Here is a 19228-nt window from a genome sequence, read left to right on the forward strand (position 1 = left end):
CGCTACTTTCGGTTCGCCACAAGTGTGCCCGCGACGATGATGAGTGCCATGCCCGAAAGCGCCATGAAACCGGGCAGGGCGTCGCCTAGCAGCAGCCCAAATAGCGTCGAAAAGATGATGTCTGTGTAGCTGATCGTAGCTACTATGCCCGCTTTGCGCGTCGCGGCGTAGGCCTTGGTGACGTAGGTTTGATAAAACAGCCCTAGCAGCCCCAGAAGCACGGCAAAGAGCCAGCCCTGCGCGTTTGGAATTTTAAATTTAGAAAGCATAAAGTTCAGCGCGGGCGCGTCTATAAATTTCGCCGCGATCATAAGCGCTACGGGCATTAGCGTGCCGGCAAGAAGCGCAGAGAGGATGATCGTATCGGAGCTATAGTATTTGCGCAGCCCGCGCACGGAGGTAAGCGCCATCGCGGCGAATAATCCGCTTAAAATTCCAAAAATATCGCTTGGCTGCAAGCCAAACTGCGGCTGAATCACCAAAACGATGCCCACAAAGCCCAGGCAGACCGAGGACCAGCCCATCGCGCCGAATTTTTCGCCGAGGGTAAAGTACGCAATGATCGCCGTCCAAATGGGCGCCGTTTTTTGAAAGGTAAATGCCTCGCCGAGGCTGATGTTTGCGACGTTATAAAAAAATACCATCAGCCCCAAAATCCCGATAATGCCGCGAAACGCGAGCGTAAAAGGATGACCGCCCTTGTTTGCGAAGCGCGCCGTACGGGGACGAGCCTTGATTTTATAAAGCAGGATCAAAAGTCCGGGCAGATTGCGAAAGAGCACGACCTCAAGCGATGAAATTTGCGCACCCAAAAGCTTGGCAAAAACGCCCGTAAGAGAGTTGTAAAAGCACGCCATCAGCATATAATACACGCTTAGATGGTGCAGAAAGAAGTTGTTGTATTTCATCGCGACCCTTTAAATTTGCGGAATTATACACGCATAATGATTAAATTTTAATATTCCGCCGTTTTAATATTTCGCCGCGCCGCCTGCTTTTGCGCACCCCGTGCGACGGCTCGGTTTTGTAATTCGGCGCTTGTATGCGCGGAATAGTCAAAATTTACTCAGCTGCGGGCTTTTATGCTTTCGCACGGTTGCGCCCGTTTCACGCTTTGGTTGCTAGTTTTCTCGTCCAGGCTTCAGTTTTAAAATTTTATAAATTTACGCGCAGCCCCAGTTTCGCGTCGTCCGCGGCGACGGATCGTGCGCTTTAAGGCCTTTTATCTAGGCGGCGTTCCGCTAGTGTCGCGATAAAATTTCGCTAAATTTAGCGCCTAAATTTTATAAAATTTTGCCGCCCGACTTGCGCGAGCGAGCGCGTAGAATTTGGCTTTAATCTATTTTTGGTTATAATCGCGCCAAAAACTACAAGGACGAACGTGAAAAGTTTGATCATCATCGGGCGCCCCAACGTCGGCAAGTCGAGTCTTTTTAACCGCCTAGCGGGCGCTCGCATCGCCATCACGAGCGACGTTGCGGGCACGACGCGCGATACTAATAGAACCGAAGCCGAAATTTTCGATCGCCGCGTGCGCGTGATCGATTCTGGCGGCTTGGACGACACCTCCGAGCTGTTTGCGCGCGTGCAGGCTAAGACGCTAAGCGAGGTCAAGGGCGCGGATTTGATAATCTTTATGACGGACGGCAAGCTGCTTCCGAGCGATGATGAGCGGCGGATATTTTTTTCGCTGCAAAGGCTCGGTAAGCCCATCGCCCTGGCGGTCAATAAGATCGACGGCAAGCGCGACGAGGAGCGTAGCTGGGAATTTAACGAATTCGGCGTTAAATTTTTCCCGATCTCCGTCTCGCACAACAGCGGCATCGACGAGCTGAAAGAGTGGATATACGGCTTTTTGGACTCTGCGCCCGCGCAGCAGGACGAGGATGAAATTTTTGATGATTTTATAGAGGGCTTTAACGACGAGGGCGAGCCGAAAGAGGGGCGCGACGAGGAATTTTATGCAGACAAAACCATCGGCGTGGGTATCATCGGGCGGGTAAACGTCGGTAAATCGAGCCTTCTAAACGCGCTTGTGGGCTCGCAGCGCTCGGTCGTGAGCGATTACGCGGGCACGACGATCGACCCGGTGAACGAAAGCACGGAATTTGAAGGGCGCACGCTCGAGTTTATCGACACGGCGGGCATTCGCCGCCGCGGTAAGATCGAGGGCATCGAGCGCTTCGCGCTAAATCGCACCGAAAAAATTTTACAAAACTCCGACATCGCGCTTTTGGTGCTTGACGCAAGCGAGCCGCTAAACGAGCTGGACGAGCGCATCGCGGGGCTTGCGGCTAAATTTGAACTCGGGCTTATTATAATTTTAAACAAATGGGATCTTTGCGAACGCGATTACGACGAGTTTTGCCGCGATCTGCGCGATAGGTTTAAATTCCTTTCCTACGCGCCGATCATCAGCGTCAGCGCGACGGACAAGAAGCGGATACATAAAATTTACCCGCTCATTTTGGATGTTTATTCAAATTTCACGCGCAAGCTCGGCACCGCAAGGATCAATGAGGCGGTAGAAGCCGCGATAAAGGCGCATCCGATACCTCGCGAGCGGGGCAAATCGGTTAAAATTTACTACGCCGCGCAGATCGGTTTTGCGCCGCCGAAGATCGCCCTTGTGATGAACCGCCCGCAAGCGCTGCATTTCAGCTACAAGCGCTATTTGATAAATAAACTGCGCGCAAGCTTCGCTCTTTCGGGAAGTCCGCTAGTGCTGCTGCCGCGCAAAAAAGGGGAGGGCGATGAAGAGCGGTAATATCGTACTCATCGGCTTTATGGGGGTAGGCAAGGGCACGGTAGCGCGGGCTCTGGCTGCGCAAAGCGGGATGTTTGCGCTTGATTGCGACGATATGATCGAAAGCTACGCCAATAAAAAGATCGGACAAATTTTTAAAGAGCAGGGCGAGCAGAGCTTTAGAAAGATGGAAGCGAGCCTTGCGAAATTTTTAGAAAAGTCCGTTCGCTGCGCCGTGATCTCCACGGGCGGCGGTTTTTACGCCGTGAAAAATTTAAATAAAATCGGCACCGTCGTGTATCTAAAATCAAGCTTTGAGGGGATTATTAATCGCTTAAAAAACAGCGAAAACGCGGAGAAAAAATTTGCCAAGCGCCCGCTGTTAGCGGATCTGCAAAAGGCCGCGGCGCTGCACGCTCAAAGAGACGGGGCGTATGAAAAAAAGGCCGACATCGTAATCGACGTCGAAAATAAAAGCGTAAAAAAGATCGTAAAAGAAATTTGCTCCGCCTGCGACGGGCTAAATTTAAAGGGGAAAAAGATGTCTAAACAAAAGCGCTCCGGCGGCGGCAAAAATTCCGAGCCGCACGGCAAAGAGGGTAAAAATGATAAGCTTGAAAAGAAAGAGGCGCTAAAGCAGAAGCTGTGCGAGCTGCTGGAGGGCTTAGAGCGTGAGCAAATTCCAAAGCGGGTGATCGCGTGGCACTTCGATCTTTACGAGCCTTACGCGCTGCAGCTGGCGGGATCGAGCAGTTATGACGCGGATGACGACGACTGGGCGTGCGAGGACGAGGATGAGTTTTATCCGCAAAGCTCGCGCTTGCAGCTTGAATTTTTAAGCGAGCTTTCGTGGCGACAGGTTTTAAAACTGCTCGTGCAGGCTCTGCGCGAGCTGCGAGAGCAGATGCCTAGCGCTAAAATTTTTAAGTGCAAGCACGTCGCCGTGGGTTTTGTGGACGGCGATTTGATTTTGATTTAAAGGAGCAATGATGAGAATTTTAACGGGTCTTCAGCCCAGCGGCAAGCTGCATTTGGGTAACTACTTCGCGAGTATCAAGCAGATGGTGGATGCGCAAAACGCGGGCGAGCAGATGTTTATGTTTATCGCAAACTACCATGCGCTCACGTCCGTAAGCGACGGCGCAAAGCTAAAAAATTCCACCTACGAGGCCGCCGCGGCGTTTTTGTCGCTGGGGATCGATCCGAAAAAGACGGTGTTTTGGGTGCAAAGCGACGTAAAAGAGGTGTTGGAGCTTTACTGGATTTTAAGCGGATATGCGCCGATGGGGCTACTCGAGCGAGCGCACGCATACAAAGACAAGATCGCCAAGGGTTTTGAGAGCAAGCACGATCTGTTCAGCTACCCCGTGCTGATGGCGGCGGACATCCTGCTATACAGCGCGGAGGTCGTGCCTGTGGGCAAGGATCAGATCCAGCACGTCGAGATCGCCCGCGACATCGCACTTAAATTTAACAACGCCCACGGCGAAATTTTAACTATTCCGCAAGCGCGCGTAAACGATGAAGTGGCGATCGTGCCGGGTACCGACGGCGCGAAGATGAGTAAGAGCTACGGCAATACGATCGATATTTTTGCAGATGCCGCAACGCTAAAGAAGCAAATTTCAAGTATCGTAACGACCTCCGAGCTGCTAGAGGCGCCTAAGCAGTGGCGCGGGTGCAATGTCTATAATATCGCGAAGCTATTTTTAAACGAAGCGGAGCAGACGGAGCTACAGGCTCGCTACGAGCGCGGAGGCGAGGGGCATGGGCATTTCAAGGCGTATCTAAACGAGCTAGTGCAGGGCTATTTCAAAGACGCGCGAGATAAATTCGAATACTATCAAAGTCACCGCGAAATTTTAGATGAGATGCTAAGACAGGGCGCGCAAAGAGCGGCTGCGACGGCTGCTTCATTGATGCAAAAGGTTCGCGCCGCCGTAGGGATTTATCGCTAAGGAGGGTGAGATGACGGATTACGCTAGAGAAATTTTATCTGACGGTAAGCTGCTTCGACAGAAGCTGGAAATTTTCTTGCAAACTCCTAGCAAGGTTGAAATTTACGCACGCGCCTGCGAGAAATTTTTCGCCGCCGGCAAGCAGCGCGAGCTAAATTACGTAAGCACGTGGAGTTGGTGGGCCTTTTTCGGCACGCTGTTCTTTTTTCTGTACCGCAAGGAGTATAAAATTGCCGCAGCCCTATTTGCCGTTATGGTGGCTAGCTGCTTTATTCCGTTTTTAGATGGGCACGACAGAACCATAGGAACGGCGATTAGCGTCAGTAGCGGGACTATGGCGAAATATTACGTTTGCGATAGTTTTGTTTCTTTGCTGGATAAACAGGACGATGAAGCCCTAAGAAAGGGCGGCGGCGTGAATAGATGGGCGATATGGCTCGCGGTAATATTTTACGCTTTGGTCGCAATCGTGTTTGCGCTGATAATTTCAAACGGCGGCAAAGCTTAGTCATTTTAAACGGCTTCCGCGCTCAAAAACGCTAAATTTTAAAAAGGAGTAAGAATGAAAGCGATCGTAACGGTGATCGGTAAGGACAAGGTCGGCATTGTGGCGGGCGTTTCGGCCAAGCTTGCGCAGCTTGGGCTAAACATAGACGACATCAGCCAGACGGTTTTAAACGAGTTTTTCACGATGATGGCGGTGGTTTCCAGCGAGGAAAAGCAGGACTTCACGGCTCTAAAAGGGGAGCTAAATGAGCTAGGCGAAAAGCTAAAAGTAAAGATCAACATCCAAAGCTCGGCGATATTTGACGCCATGCACAACATCTAAGGTGCCGATATGGACATCAAAAACGTAACCGAAACGATCGCGATGATCGAGGAGCAAAATTTCGACATCCGCACGATCACGATGGGCATCAGCCTGCTTGACTGCATCGATCCCGATATGGGCAAAGCCGCGGAGAAAATTTACGCCAAGATCACCGATAAGGCGCGCGATCTGGTAAAGGTCGGCAATGAAATTTCAGCAGAGCTCGGCATCCCGATCGTAAATAAACGCGTCTGCGTAACGCCTATCGCCATCATCGGCGCGGCGACGGATACCGTGAGCTACGTCCCGCTGGCAAAAGCGATGGACGAGGCGGCGCAAAAGGTAGGTATCGACTTTATCGGCGGCTTTTCGGCGCTAGTGCAAAAGGGCTACGCAAAGGGAGATAAAATTCTAATCAACTCCATCCCCGCCGCGCTCGCCGCGACGCAAAAGGTCTGTGCGTCCGTTAATATCGGCTCGACCAAAACGGGCATAAATATGAGCGCGGTCGCCGACATGGGGCGCGTGATCAAAGAGACGGCGCGGCTTTCCGATCTGGGTGCGGCAAAACTCGTCGTATTTGCCAACGCCGTCGAGGATAACCCCTTTATGGCGGGCGCATTTCACGGCGTGGGCGAAGCCGAGGTCGTCATAAACGTGGGCGTCAGCGGCCCCGGCGTCGTTAAGCGCGCGCTTGAGAAGGTGCGCGGAGCGAGCTTTGACGTGGTCGCCGAGACCGTGAAAAAGACGGCGTTTAAGATCACGCGCATCGGACAGCTCGTCGGTCAAATGGCGTCCGAGCGGCTGGGCGTGAAATTTGGCATCGTCGATCTATCGCTAGCTCCGACTCCTGCGGTGGGCGATTCGGTCGCGCGCGTACTTGAGGAGATGGGACTAGAGCGCGTCGGCACGCACGGCACGACGGCAGCTCTAGCGCTGCTAAACGACGCGGTCAAAAAGGGCGGTGTCATGGCGTGCAACCAAGTAGGCGGGCTTAGCGGCGCGTTTATCCCCGTTTCCGAAGACGAGGGCATGATCGCCGCGGTGCGCGCAGGCTCGTTAAATTTGGAAAAGCTCGAAGCGATGACCGCGATCTGCTCGGTGGGGCTCGATATGATCGCGATCCCGCAGGATACGCCCGAGCAGACGATCGCCGCGATCATAGCCGACGAGGCCGCGATCGGCGTGATAAATCAAAAAACGACCGCCGTGCGTATAATCCCAAAAGGCAAAGAGGGCGACACGCTGGAATTCGGCGGGCTTCTGGGCAGCGCGCCCGTGATGAGCGTAAATAAAAACTCATCCGCCGATTTCATCGCCCGCGGCGGCCAGATACCCGCGCCTATTCATAGTTTTAAAAACTAAATTTAACCGGCTTAAGGAGGAAAGATGAGAGCGTTTGCGTTATTTGCGGCAGCTTTGCTTTTTAGCGGCTGTTCCATAATCTCTGCGTTTTATAGCAAGGAGAAAAAATTCGAGCTGGCGGGCTTGGGGCAAGACGGGGTCTATAGGACCTCGGACGGCAGCACAGACACGCTAATAAAAATAATGTCCGCCCGCACAAAAGAGGGCGAGCCGTATCGGATAATCCACACGCTGGAAATTCCTAAAAATTCTACCCAGACGGATTTTGATAGCAACGATAAAGAGGTATTTAAAATAGACTGCTCAAAGAATTATTGCGAGCCCAAATACGACGAGGAGCCGAAAAGAATTGCCATTTCTTGGCCTGCGCCGAATGGGGGCGGCGTTTTTGACGGCGTCATATATCTAAAAAATTTACGGCTCGTAAAGGCGTATTAAATTTGCAGATTTAAAAGCGGACAAATTTATAAAATTTAACGAGTAAAATTCTAAGTCGCCGCGATGGAATTTTTTGGGTTTTAAATTCTGTGCTACAGGCGTGGAATTTTGAGTTAGAATTTCAGCGTGAAATTTTACGGCGTGCTGTTTCTACGACGAGCTAAATTTTAAAATTTCGCCGTAAGACGCGGCGTTAAAATTTCATCTCCGCTCACGGCAGACAGCGGCAGGTCTTTTGAAATTTTAAATTTTTAAAGCGGCTTTCATTGAAATTTTAAAATTTAAAAGTAATTTACTTCGTTATCATTGCTCGTCCGCTTAAGAAGCGAGCGGGATTCTATTTCGGCGCGGATTTAAACACGGCGCGCAAAAACGGGCGCAGCATCAAAATTTTAAAAGACGACACGCAAATATGAGGCGGAAATAAAATGCAAAAAATAGCTTGGAAATTTGGCGAACTTGAAAAAGTCGCGACGAACGAGGGCTTTATTTGGTACGCGGAGCTAAAAAGCGAAAGCTCTAGCGAGGTGCCATTTTGTCTCGTGTCTGCAGATACGGCGGATGTGGACGATGCGGGGTCTTGCTCGCGCAGCGACGCCTGGGACATCGATCGGCACATAAAAGACGCTCTTGTCTTCCTGCGAGACGAGCTTAGGCGCGAGTATCGTTTGGGCGAGGATGAGCTTGGGCTGCTTGACGTGCCCGTTTGCGATCTGCCGTTTGAGCTTCCGCAATGCACGTTTTACGCGCGCGATACGCAGTGGCTACTGAGATTTGCCGAGGATGCGCTTGATATTTGCGAGCCTTTCGGCATCGGGGTGATTTTCGAGGGTGAAAAACCGCTGCGCGTGGAAAATTTAGAGCTTTGCGGGGAGTATTAACCGCGAAAATTTTAAATTTAGAGGCGATTTTAAAATTTATACAGCGCGCAAATCGGCGCGTTATAGCGCGCTCCCGCAGGTAAATTTAATCGCGGCTCTTACCATTTTAAAATTTTGTAGCGCACCGCAGCGGCGAAGACACGCTTCGATAAACGCCGTCTAAATTTCATTTCCTGCGCCGTGTCGCGCAAATACTTCGTTTGTGCCCTTAAACGAGCGTTTATGACCGCGGCGCGAATGTAGGTGCAGGCAGTCTTGGAATTCTGCGTAAAATTTTGAAAGTATCCGCGCACAACGGTGCGTAAAAAACACGCGAAAATTCGGCGTCTGGGCGCATGTCCGCTCATAGCCGCTACGGATTGAGCGAGAGAAGCGACAGAATTTAAACGCGGGGCGCGCGCGGGAAAAAGTCGAAGATGGGTGCGGAGAGATGCAAAAAAGCGAGAAAAAAGCGTAAAGGCGCGCGGCGGTATAGAGTGCGATAGTGCGGGCTGCCGTAAATCGGGCTCGTAAATTGCGGATCGAAAGCGGGCTGAAATCAAAAGCTCGGTGCGTAGATTTGTGGATAAGGCGTCCGGTGCAGCAAGGGCGCGGAGTGCAAATTTAGCGAGAAAATCGATATATAAATTTCGCGCGTAAACCATCCTAAAATTTAACGAACAAATTTTAAAACTCGCCTCGCAGAATTTCACGCCCAAATTTACGCTCTATTTTGCGGCATTTAACGCGCAGATCGCGCAAATTTAATGCTCTGCCTGAGACGGCATTTGGCGCGTGAATTCTGCTCTGTGTTGCGCCTGCAAATTTCACGCTCCGCCAGGTGGAATTTAACGCGCAAATTCCGCGACGAAATTTCACGACGTTTTGAGCCTTGTAGCTTACAGCTTCCTAAGCTTTGCGATCTCATCGCGCAGCGCAGCGGCCTTTTCAAACTCCAGCGCGGCCGCGGCGTCGAGCATCTGCTTGCGAAGCTCCTTTACGATCTTGGCGCGCTCGGCGGCAGGCATCTTCTCTAAATTGGCGCCCTTTCTTAAAATTTCGGTGCCGTCCTCGATCTTTAGGCTCTCTTCGATATTGCGGCTCGCAGAATGCGGCGTTATGCCGTGAGCGCGATTGTATTCATCTTGAAATTTACGGCGCTTTTGGGTGATGTCGATCGCCTCTTGCATCGAGGCGGTGATCTTTTTGCAAAACATTACGACCTGCCCGTTCACGTTTCGCGCGGCTCGCCCCATCGTCTGAATGAGGCTCGTGCGCGAGCGCAAAAAGCCCTCCTTCTCGGCATCCATGATCGCGATAAGGCTTACTTCGGGCAGATCGAGCCCCTCGCGGAGCAAATTTATACCGATTAGCATATCGTATTCGCCGCTGCGTAGGCCGCGGATGAGCTCGTTGCGCTCGATTGCGTCGATGTCCGAGTGCATATATTTGACCTTAAGACCAAGCTCCAAATAGTATTTGCTCAGCTCCTCCGCCATCTTTTTGGTTAGCACGGTTACTAATATCCGTTCGCCGCGCGCGATGACCTCCTTTGCCATATCGTGTAAAATTTCGACCTGGTTGTCGCTGTCTTTTAAGATAATCTGCGGATCGAGTAGTCCCGTCGGGCGCAATATCTGCTCATATACGGCTCCGCGGCTAAGATCCAGCTCGTAATCATTAGGTGTTGCGGAGACGAATAGGAATTTAGCCTTTTTATTGATAAACTCATCAAACATCAGCGGGCGGTTATCAAGTGCTGACGGCAGGCGGAAGCCGTACTGCACGAGCGTCTCCTTACGGCTGCGATCTCCTGCGAACATCCCGCGAAACTGCGGCAAGCTCACGTGGCTTTCATCGACGATGACGAGGTAGTCCTTGCCCTTGCTCTCGTAGTAATCAAAGAGCGAATAGGGCGTTTCGCCCGGCTTTTGGCCGGTCAGATAGCGCGCGTAGTTTTCGATCCCCTTGCACATCCCCGTAGCGCCCAGCATCTCAAGGTCAAATTCTACTCGCCCTTTCAGCCGCTGCGCCTCTACGAGCTTGCCCGCATCCTCGAAAAATTTCAGCCTCTGCTCAAGCTCATCCTCGATCCCTTTGATCGTCGATTTCAAGCGCTGCTCGCCCACGATGAACTGGCTCGTCGGGTAGAGAATAAATTTTTTGACGCTCTGCGTCTTTTTATTTTCGAGCACGTCCAGATGATACATCGCCTCTATCTCGTCGCCGAAAAATTCGATCCTAAACGCCTCGTCGTTAAAATACGCAGGGTAGATGTCGATCACGTCGCCGTTTACGCGAAAATTTCCGCGATCAAAAAAGTCGTCGTTGCGTTTGTAGCCCATATCGACGAGCTTGCGAAGTAAAAATTTAGTGCTAAATTTTGATCCGATCTCAAAAAACAGCACCATGCCTTTGTATTCGGCGGGATCGCCCAGGCCGTAGTTTGCCGAAACCGACGCTACTGTGATGACATCGTCGAAGCTTAGCAGGCTCGCCGTGGCGCTTAGTCGCAAGCGCTCGAGCTCTTGGTTTACGTCGCTGTCCTTTTCGATGAAAAGATCCTGCCTGGGGATGTAGGCCTCGGGCTGATAATAATCGTAGTAGCTGATGAAATACTCGACGTGGTTTTGCGGGAAAAAGCCCTTAAATTCGCTATAAAGCTGCGCCGCGAGAGATTTATTATGCGTCATTACGAGCGCCGGAATTCCAAGCCTCTTAATAATATTTGCCATGGTAAATGTTTTACCCGAGCCGGTGACTCCGAGAAGAGTTTGGTATTTGTTACCGCTTTGAAAGCCCGCGACGATGCCTTCGATCGCTTTTTCTTGATCCTCGCTTGGGGAGAATTTGCTCTCGATTTTAAAATTTTGCAAAATTTTTCCTTTTTTAAAGCCAAAATTGGGTAATATTTTCATTTAAATTATATCAGAAAAGGCGAAATAATGGAATCAATCTTTGACGAAGAGAAAAAGGTCGAGGGCTTAAGCAATAAAGTAGCTGAGCTGATTAGACGATACACCGAGGCTAGAGACGAGAATGAAAAGCTACGCACTGAGCTAGCGACGGTCAAGGCGCAAAACGAGGCTTTGGGAATGCAGCTTGGCACGCTTGAAAACGATCTGGCGTATCGCAAGATGAGTGATGAGGATCTAAGCAAGCAGATCGACGATATTTTGGCAGGCGATAATTTAGGCGAGAAATGAAAGAAATTTCCGTTCAGCTGACGAGTAAGTCTTTGACGAAAAAATACGCGATAAGCCTGGATGATGACTTTGCAAAGGTCTTCGGCAGAGACTGGCGGATTTTAACTCGTGGCAGCGATCATCTGGATGCGGGCGAACTACTTGAAGCCTATATCCAAAAAAGCTATGAAAATTTTATGCTGAACAAAAAAATAGATGCCTTGGTAAAGGACATCGACGAAGGAGTAAAATGATGAAAATGAGAAAAGGTGCGGCAGTAGGCGGCGGCGTAAGCGGGATAATATTTTTAGCTATTATAATCTTCGTGATAGTAAAAATAATATATCCTAAATTAAGCGGTGCTAAGGATGAGGTTTTAGTAAAAGCTTATGCAGTCGAGCTTGAAGGCGTATTTAAAGATATACAACGCGACTACTTAAATCAAGGAAATTTTCGCGAGCTAAAGAGCATGACGGGCTCCAGACAGTTTAGTGATAGTGATCTAGAAAAAACCGTCACTTTAAATCAATCCTTTGATTACGGCGTAGGACCGAAACTCAAAAACGATATGATCTTTTGCGCGACGATCACCTTACGTCAAGATAGTGATGGATATTTTTTCGAGACCTCGAATATCAATCGCAACAGGGAGCGATGCGAAGCATTTCATAAAGATACGACTTATATGAAGTTAAATGGCTTTAGGATAGGCAAATAATTTTTAAAATTTAATCGCGCGACTGCTATGGATTCGTAAAGCGTCCGTGTAGCAAAAGCGCGATAGTGCTAGTGAAGTGCGATAAGCTGTCATTGGCTCGCACCTCGTGCCAAAAACATGCTAATATTTCAAGAATTCATCTTTATAGGTATTTTTTAAAATTTAGCTTTAAAATTGGCATTTTTACATTTATATTGACAGCTTATCGGCTAAATTTTAATCATATTTTAGTTTGTAATTCATATCGGTCATGATTTATGCTATTGCGGTTAAATTTATGAGATGGGTGCTTTGAAGCTATGCCCCTCGCCGTGACGCGATGCGAGCTGAGATTTACGAAAAGCGCCTTATAAAACAAGCGTATTAAAGCAAAATATCAAGATCATCTTAAATTTATGAAATTTGTACCCCGAAAACGCGCGGAATTTTATCGGCGCGGGCTTGGGCGCGAGTTTTAAAATCTCTCATAGAATTTTATCGCCGATTCTCAACCGCCGATTTGATCCATTTGCGCAAATAATCTAGCTGCTGCGGTGTATGGAACCAATGCTCGCCGTTTTTCATAATGCTTAAGGTGCAATCAAATTGTTGCGTAAAATTTTTAGCGATGTAAAGAGGGGTCATATCGTCGTTTTCTGCGTATAGAATTCTACTGGGCGTTTCCCACTTAGTGATCGGATTATTCAAAACAAAACTCCAATATTCCCAAAAAAGCGGTTGCCCGACATGAGTCAAAATCATCCGCTCTTGCTTCAATCGCTCCTGGCTGATGCCAGCCCTACGCATTATATTTGAAATAACGCATTTCATATCAAGTATCGGCGAGACGAAGAGGCAGTCGCTAAATTTTTCATCGCGGAAGCTTTGCAGGCTGAACCAGGCTCCTATGCTAACGGCAAACAGCGCGATTTCTTCCCAACGCTTCTTTGCATACGATAAAATTTCGCGAAATTCAAAAATAGCGCGTCGCGGATCGCAAGAAGCGGGCTCGTGCCGCCTCTGTCCGTGACCGGGCAGGTCAAAGCTAATTACCTGCCAGCCTTGCTCACAAACGACGGAAGCCAAAAGCTCCGCATCATCTTTGCTTCCGCCTTGCCCGTGAGCGTAGATATAAACTTTTTTCGAGCAGCTCCCCCAAACGGCGGCGGGAATGCCACGTATCTCGATCGTGCTCTTTTGCATTTTTCGTTCCTTTAAATTTTTTGCGCCGCTTACCCGCATTTTGCGGCAACGTCGCAAACTTGAGTAATAAATATTGCTAAAAATTTAATAGCACGCCCTGCTAGACTGTCTGCGATTAGCGATAAATTTTAAAATTTTACGCGCGAGCTGCGCCTGCCGCTTTGTTTTAAAATTTAGCCGCATGAAATTTCAGGTGGCATAATTTTTATTCTTGCAGCGCAATTAAATTTTTATGTCTTAGATTTCTGCAAGCTGAGAAATTTAAAATTTAAGCTCACGCAAATTTTATCGCGACTCGTGCAAAATTTTAAAATTTTACGCCTGCTTTATTTGCAGGCTGCGCGAATAAATACCGCTTAAATTTTAAATTCCAAGCGGACTCACGCCTTAGAAGTTAAAATTTGCACTAATTTCATAAGCCCCGCTTAAGATGCGGTTTTTAAAATTTCGGTGCTCGATAGCGCCCGCAATCGCGCCGTGTTCGCTACAATCGCGCCTTAAAAGCTTAAAAAATCAATCCCGCGGCGCCGAGCTTGACCCCTAAAGAGATAACTATCAAAACCCCAAGCCCCGCGAAAAAGCCCGCCAGCACGTCATCTAGCATCACGCCGAGCCCGCCCTTTACGTCGCGATCCACGCGCCCGATGATCGAGGGTTTGCGGATGTCAAACGCCCTGAAAAACAGCAGCGCCAAAATCATCGAAAGGATCGATATCCTGCTGCTCTCAAAGCCCGCGATCAGCTCTCGTAGCGGCAGCGAAAAGATCTCGCCCGCGGGCGCGGCGACGCACATCGCGATCCACACCCCCACGACCTCGTCGATGACGATCTCGCTGTTATCGTGTGCGCCTACCCGCCTTTCGTAATCGCTTACGATCTTAAGCGAGACGAAAAAAACGAGACCGGCGCACAAAAACAGCGTCACCTCGCCCGCCAGCATCAAGACCACCAGCCCCACTATCCAGCCTGCGATGCTGCCCCAGGTGCCGGGCGCAGGCTTTAGCAGCCCTGCGCCGAAAAATGTAACGAAAATTTTATCCATAATTGTCCTTTTAAATTTTGCTTTTTAAAATTTTACCGCTTATTTTAATTAGAGCATCTGCTCGCGTGCGAAAATTTTAAATTTCGTTCGTGCATGTAGAATTAATTTGTCCGCCTACACGAAATTAATTTTATCCGCTCTCCACAAAATTTTGCTCACTAACGTAGGAATTTTAAAATTCTACTCATTTGCGTAAAAATTTTAAAATTTTGCTCGCCTGCGTGGAGATTTCAAACCCGTCCGCAAACACACGGCATTTTGCGTGGGCGAGCAGTCGTTGCGCTGCATCCGAGTTTTGCGCTGTAACTCGCAGCAACTGCTTAATTTTAAAATTTTAGGTTCGCTTGTCGAAAACTTAAAATTTAGATTTGCCGTACTGCTTTACATATCCATCGCACCTTAAAATTTTAAATCCGCTTCGCCGCAAAATTTTACTGCGCCGTTATAAATTTTCTACGAAGCCAAGACTTTAAAATTTAAAGCTCGTTTTATCGTACCGCTGCTAATGCTCCAACAATTTAGTTTCATTGTACCGCAAAATTTTATGCCAAATCTGCATTCGCCGCTCTTTATTCTACAAAATTCCGCGCAGTCCTTTCTTTCTGCACTATGAAATTTTACTTTACGTCTAGCCGCCGTAAATTCTAACGCCGCGAAATTTTACCTTTTGCCTAGATGCCGCAAATTCCACGTCATTTTTGCGTTGCGCCCTCAAACGCTACGTCTTTAGCGCGCTGGTTTGATACAGCTGCATCAGCTGCTCGTAAAACTCGCTCTCGCCGTGGCTCTGTAAGATCCCGCTGTTTGGAAAAAGCTCGTCGTAGAGCTTTTGCAGATCTGAAAACCGCGCGGGAAAGAGCTCGCTTAAAATCATCGCCGAGATCTCTTTACGCATAAAAATCGCGGGTGGCAAAATCCCCGCGCGCAGCAGTGCTTTTAGATTTTGCGTGCGGTAATGCACGTGATGGTGAGCGCCGTGAGGGCAGTTTTTCGTGCTTACTAGCACCTTACACTTCTCGCAATAGACGTATTCGGGCATCAGCAAAATCTCGATTTCGCCGCGCTTTTGATACTCGTCTAGCACCGAATGCACGCCGCCACCTTCGAAAAATAGCTCCATATTTGCGTGATTTTGCCCAAAAATTATTTTGTTTATACCTAAATTTTTCGCAATCGTGCACTGTAGGGCGGGCTTGCCGTCAAAAATCGCAAGCGAGCCCAGATCGATCATCATGGCGCGTTGCGCAACCAAAAAATTTTGCAGCAAATAGCTTAGCGTTTTTTTGCGTAGCTCGTAGGGTAGGGCATCCGCACTGTTCGTACCGGTTAAAAAAATCACCACGAAATCCGCCTTATCGATCATATGCCTAATCAGCCGCTCATGCACGCGGTGGATCGGATCGGCGCAGGTAAAAAACGCTGAAATTTTAGGCGCGGCAAGCGAGCTTGCGACTTTTTTTATGCGCGCGATTTGCTCTGCAAGACCATTTTTTAGCAGCGTGATGCGCCCCTGCACCGCAGTTTGCTCTGCGTATGCGTTTTGAAACACCGAGTCTACGACCTCGCTTGCGCTTGGGGCATAAACGTCGCTAACGTCTATGCGCGCGACAAGCTCACAATAGGCGGGATTTGCAGCGGAATTTTTGATGAAATTTTCGGTGGAATTTGAGATAAAATTTCCCGCCGAATTTGCTACGGATTTTGCATCTGCGCTGCAAACGCGATTGAGTGCGGAATTTTCGGCAAAGCTCTGCGCGGAATTTACCGCAGATTTTTCACTGGAGCTTTTCTCCGAATCCAAAGCGGCGTTGTTTGCAGATTTTACATCTGTGCTGCGAGTAAAAGTTTGATCATGGCACGCAGCAAGGCTTTCTATATGGTCTAAGCCCTCGCTTGTGGCGTTTATAGCGCTTTGCGCACTTGCAGTGCGCGCAAAATCCGTGCCGCTTTTCGCAAAGCTCTGCTCGTTTTGCGCCGCGGCAGAAACTCCATCCTGCAAGTTGCGCGATTCTTTAGCTAGCAAATACGCACCACTTTCGCCGCTAAGCGAATTTTTGGCGCGTTCGGCTATGCCGTCCTTGCTAAGATAAAGCTCTAAAATATCGCCCTTTTTTGCGTCCGCGCAGGAAAAAACGAAATTTATGCCACATACGCTTAGCTTGCTTGGGCGCAGTAGCTCGCAGTTCTTGCCGAAAGCGCCGTTTGCGAGCAGGCTCAGGACATTTAGGTCGGAGCGCGAGATCACTATCTTGCGGATTTGCGTTGCGCTATTATTTGCGCCTTTGCTCTCGCTTCCGGCTTGCTCTGCTTTTAAATTTCTTGCCGCGCCCTTAGCTCGCGCCTCGTCTTTTCTGGCATTGCTCGTCTTTGACATTTTTAAATTCCGCATCGTTTTTAAATCACGCTTTGCTTTTGAGTTCTGCGATGCTTTTAAATTTTGCTTTGCCTTTAAATTTAGCGCCGCATCGCTCGAAGCTCTTGTAGCATTTAGAGTTTTTGTGCCATTTGAAATTCCTTCACTTTCAAGCGGTTTTATTTCGTGCAAATTGTCCGCATCGCGCGAAAATCCCATCTCGCCTGCGATCCGTACTGGATGCGCGCGGCTATTTTTTTCTTGCGATACCATATTTTTTCCTTTTCTCCCAAAGCGATTTTCGCGAAATCCCAAGTGCCGCCGCCAGATCGGAGTCGAAATACTCGTCTTGGTGCGCTACGATCGTGAGCTTTACGTATTCTTCGATACTTAAAATTTCACTGCGTTCTTTGTTGCTGCCAAGCGTAATTTCGTCGTTAAAGCCCTTTTGCGCGCCGATGGATCCGGCGATTATACGCATGGATTTGGTTTTGCTTAGAAATTTTTCCTTCTGTGCGCCGCTTAGGCTATCGAAATCTGGTGCGTAAAAAATCTCCGCGCCGCGTTCTAGCGGCTCAGGGCTTTGCGCGGATAGAATTTTAAGGCGCGATTTTAGCGCGAGTGCGATCTTAAATACCGTCGCAGCTCGCGCTGCCGCATCGCCGCGCAAAAGAAGCGGGAATTTTATCTGCGCTAAACGCGTGGTCGGTATTTCGCACGAAAGAGAGATCTCTTTAAGCAACGCTTCGTAGGCTTCATTTTGCGATTTTAGCGAGCGAAACTGCGCGTAGTGCTCGATCTTTTTTATGAGCTCCTCTATCATAAAAGGCTTTTGGATATAATCCGTAGCGCCCGCTTTTACGGGGTTTAGCACCGTTTCGCTATCGACGTAGGCGACCATCAAAATTATGATCGAGCGCCTAAATTGCTCGATCAGCGGATAAAAGCTCGCGCCGCTCCAGCTCGTAGAGAGTAGCACCGCCTCAAACTCCTCCGCAAGGCCCGCCGCGGCTGCTAAACTCGCCGCGTTAGTGCATTCATGCCCCAGCGCGCCAAGCTTGTTTGCGATACTTTGGGCGAGATAGCTTTCGCTCTCGATTATTAAAATTTTCATACGTCCTGCGCCTTTGCTGCGTGCTTTTGCCAGTCGTAAAATTTTAAGCTTACCGCAGCCTGCGCGGCGATGCCTTCGCTTCTGCCCGTAAATCCCAGCCCTTCGGTCGTGGTCGCTTTGACATTGACGCGGGCACAGTTTAAAATTTCGCTCAAAGCCTCTTGCATCTGCGCTTTGTGGGCTCCGATCTTCGGGCGTTGTGCGATGATCGTAATATCGGCATTTACGAGCTCGTAGCCGTAGTCTCTGACGCGCCGCATTACATTTCGTAACAGCTCCTTGCTGTCCGCGCCTTTAAATTGAGCATCGCTGTCGGGGAAAAGCTCGCCGATGTCTCCCAGCATCGCTGCGCCGCAAATAGCGTCGATTAGGGCATGGATTGCTACGTCGCCGTCGCTGTGCGCGATCAGCGCGAACTCGCATGGAATTTGCACGCCGCCGAGCACGATGCCCGCGCCTTTTTCAAGCGCGTGTACGTCGTAACCCGTACCGCAAAAAATATCGCGCGAGCATGGTTTTAAATTTAGCGCCGCCAGATCTCTTGCGCGCGTGATCTTAAGCGCGCCCGCTTCGCCTTTTATAAATTCCAACCGTCCGCCCGCGCTGCCGATCGCCGTGCTGTCGTCGGTAAAAATTTCGCTTCCCTCAAGCGCCTTTTTAAGTAGCGCCGTGCGCGAAAGCTGCGGCGTTTGGATGAGGCGCAGCTCCTCCCGCTTTACTACGTCCTCGCCGAGATAGGTCGTGTCGTTTACGCCAAGATATGGGCTGATGCAGTCTGCGCCTCCTAAATTTCGTATCAGCGAGGAGATTAGCTCTGGCGAAATTTGCGCGCGTGCTACGTCGCTTACGAGCACGAGCTCGCTCTCTACGAGCCGTAGCGCGTTTTTTAGCGAGCTTTGGCGATTTGCGCCGCCCGGGACGAAGTGAAATTTTAAATTTGCAGAGCCGCATTCATACGCGTTGCATTCGATCCCGCCTCGCTCGCTTTGAAATTTATGCTCGCTCGTGTCGCACTCCGCGCTTTTGCCGCGCGCCGAGGCCAAGCTGCACGCATAGAGGCGCTCGCAATAGCTCACGTCCTCCTCGTTTACGGCGATTATGATTTTTTTAAATGGGTGCGCCCGCGCAATGCTCTGCGCGACGTATTGCCAAAGCGGCAGCTCTCCCACGCGCAGCCACTGCTTTTTGACGCTCAGCTCAAACCTGCTCGAATCGCCCGCGGCGAGCAAAATCAGCGATATATCTTTCAAATTTTATCCTTGAAATTTTGTTACGAAATTATACGTATTAAAAATGAAAGCAAAATTAATTGCGGCTTGCACTCTAAATTATCTTAAGCTTAGGTGTAAATTTACGCGGTGCGGCGGTAAAATTTCATCCTACGTTACGAAAATAAACGGCAAAAGAAAAGTAAGGATTAATGAAATTTGTTATATTATACGCGCATTTTTAAGAA

17 protein-coding genes and 1 pseudogene are annotated in these 19228 nt (G+C 49.4%); 11 read left to right on the forward strand and 7 right to left on the reverse strand.

Annotation, left to right across the window (positions count from 1 at the left end):
• Nucleotides 1-2: 2 nt before the first annotated feature.
• Nucleotides 3-908, reverse strand: coding sequence for a DMT family transporter (locus Q0174_RS10620; RefSeq protein ID WP_298043898.1), 906 nt, complete (start codon nucleotides 906-908; stop codon nucleotides 3-5).
• Between the two features lie 473 nt (nucleotides 909-1381).
• On the opposite strand from Q0174_RS10620, the gene der reads away from it, so the two are divergent.
• From der to Q0174_RS10660, 8 genes and pseudogenes are all read left to right on the forward strand, one after another.
• Nucleotides 1382-2767: a ribosome biogenesis GTPase Der gene (gene der, locus Q0174_RS10625; RefSeq protein WP_298043901.1), complete on the forward strand. Its 1386-nt coding sequence runs from the start codon at nucleotides 1382-1384 to the stop codon at nucleotides 2765-2767.
• Nucleotides 2754-3248, forward strand: a pseudogene (locus Q0174_RS10630) (shikimate kinase); the annotation flags it as partial. The gene der and the pseudogene Q0174_RS10630, both read left to right, overlap by 14 nt.
• Before the next feature lie 487 nt (nucleotides 3249-3735).
• Nucleotides 3736-4704, forward strand: coding sequence for a tryptophan--tRNA ligase (gene trpS / locus Q0174_RS10635; protein WP_298043904.1), 969 nt, complete (start codon nucleotides 3736-3738; stop codon nucleotides 4702-4704).
• 10 nt (nucleotides 4705-4714) lie between these two features.
• The gene (locus Q0174_RS10640) at nucleotides 4715-5212 is read left to right on the forward strand and encodes a DUF2628 domain-containing protein (protein ID WP_298043907.1); all 498 of its coding nucleotides are present in this window, start codon (nucleotides 4715-4717) and stop codon (nucleotides 5210-5212) included.
• A 54-nt stretch (nucleotides 5213-5266) separates the two neighbouring features.
• Nucleotides 5267-5533, forward strand: a complete 267-nt coding sequence (locus tag Q0174_RS10645) for an ACT domain-containing protein (RefSeq protein ID WP_298043909.1) — start codon at nucleotides 5267-5269, stop codon at nucleotides 5531-5533.
• A 9-nt stretch (nucleotides 5534-5542) separates the two neighbouring features.
• Nucleotides 5543-6880: a PFL family protein gene (locus tag Q0174_RS10650; RefSeq protein ID WP_298043912.1), complete on the forward strand. Its 1338-nt coding sequence runs from the start codon at nucleotides 5543-5545 to the stop codon at nucleotides 6878-6880.
• A gap of 24 nt (nucleotides 6881-6904) precedes the next feature.
• On the forward strand, nucleotides 6905-7318 hold the full coding sequence (locus Q0174_RS10655) for a hypothetical protein (RefSeq protein ID WP_298043914.1): 414 nt from the start codon (nucleotides 6905-6907) through the stop codon (nucleotides 7316-7318).
• Between the two features lie 428 nt (nucleotides 7319-7746).
• Nucleotides 7747-8199: a hypothetical protein gene (locus tag Q0174_RS10660; protein ID WP_298043915.1), complete on the forward strand. Its 453-nt coding sequence runs from the start codon at nucleotides 7747-7749 to the stop codon at nucleotides 8197-8199.
• An 878-nt stretch (nucleotides 8200-9077) separates the two neighbouring features.
• Here Q0174_RS10660 and uvrB read toward each other — a convergent pair.
• Complete coding sequence (uvrB, locus tag Q0174_RS10665) at nucleotides 9078-11054, reverse strand: excinuclease ABC subunit UvrB (protein ID WP_298043917.1); 1977 nt, start codon at nucleotides 11052-11054, stop codon at nucleotides 9078-9080.
• 69 nt (nucleotides 11055-11123) lie between these two features.
• Between uvrB and Q0174_RS10670 the strand changes: the two genes are divergently transcribed.
• The 3 genes from Q0174_RS10670 to Q0174_RS10680 are packed head-to-tail and all read left to right on the forward strand — an operon-like array spanning nucleotide 11124 to nucleotide 12081.
• Entirely contained in the window at nucleotides 11124-11384 is a 261-nt protein-coding gene (locus tag Q0174_RS10670; protein WP_005871316.1) for a hypothetical protein, read from the forward strand.
• The gene (locus Q0174_RS10675) at nucleotides 11381-11617 is read left to right on the forward strand and encodes a hypothetical protein (protein ID WP_005871317.1); all 237 of its coding nucleotides are present in this window, start codon (nucleotides 11381-11383) and stop codon (nucleotides 11615-11617) included. Before Q0174_RS10670 ends, Q0174_RS10675 begins: the two co-directional genes overlap by 4 nt.
• A complete protein-coding gene (locus tag Q0174_RS10680) occupies nucleotides 11614-12081 on the forward strand; it encodes a hypothetical protein (RefSeq protein ID WP_177388005.1) in 468 nt (155 codons plus the stop codon). The genes Q0174_RS10675 and Q0174_RS10680 overlap by 4 nt, the downstream gene beginning before the upstream one ends.
• Before the next feature lie 474 nt (nucleotides 12082-12555).
• Here Q0174_RS10680 and Q0174_RS10685 read toward each other — a convergent pair whose 3' ends face one another.
• From Q0174_RS10685 to ispF, 5 genes are all read right to left on the reverse strand, one after another.
• Complete coding sequence (locus Q0174_RS10685) at nucleotides 12556-13263, reverse strand: alpha/beta hydrolase (protein WP_298043918.1); 708 nt, start codon at nucleotides 13261-13263, stop codon at nucleotides 12556-12558.
• Between the two features lie 505 nt (nucleotides 13264-13768).
• The gene (locus Q0174_RS10690) at nucleotides 13769-14305 is read right to left on the reverse strand and encodes a phosphatidylglycerophosphatase A (protein WP_298043920.1); all 537 of its coding nucleotides are present in this window, start codon (nucleotides 14303-14305) and stop codon (nucleotides 13769-13771) included.
• Between the two features lie 718 nt (nucleotides 14306-15023).
• Nucleotides 15024-16931 carry a hypothetical protein gene (locus Q0174_RS10695; protein WP_298043922.1) on the reverse strand — a complete coding sequence of 636 codons (1908 nt, stop codon included), beginning with the start codon at nucleotides 16929-16931 and terminating at the stop codon, nucleotides 15024-15026.
• Entirely contained in the window at nucleotides 16909-17772 is an 864-nt protein-coding gene (locus Q0174_RS10700) for a hypothetical protein (RefSeq protein WP_298043924.1), read from the reverse strand. Before Q0174_RS10700 ends, Q0174_RS10695 begins: the two co-directional genes overlap by 23 nt.
• Entirely contained in the window at nucleotides 17769-19022 is a 1254-nt protein-coding gene (ispF, locus tag Q0174_RS10705) for a 2-C-methyl-D-erythritol 2,4-cyclodiphosphate synthase (protein ID WP_298043925.1), read from the reverse strand. Before ispF ends, Q0174_RS10700 begins: the two co-directional genes overlap by 4 nt.
• Nucleotides 19023-19228: the final 206 nt, after the last annotated feature.

It is taken from the genome of uncultured Campylobacter sp. (genome assembly GCF_937996225.1).
Taxonomy (GTDB): domain Bacteria; phylum Campylobacterota; class Campylobacteria; order Campylobacterales; family Campylobacteraceae; genus Campylobacter_B.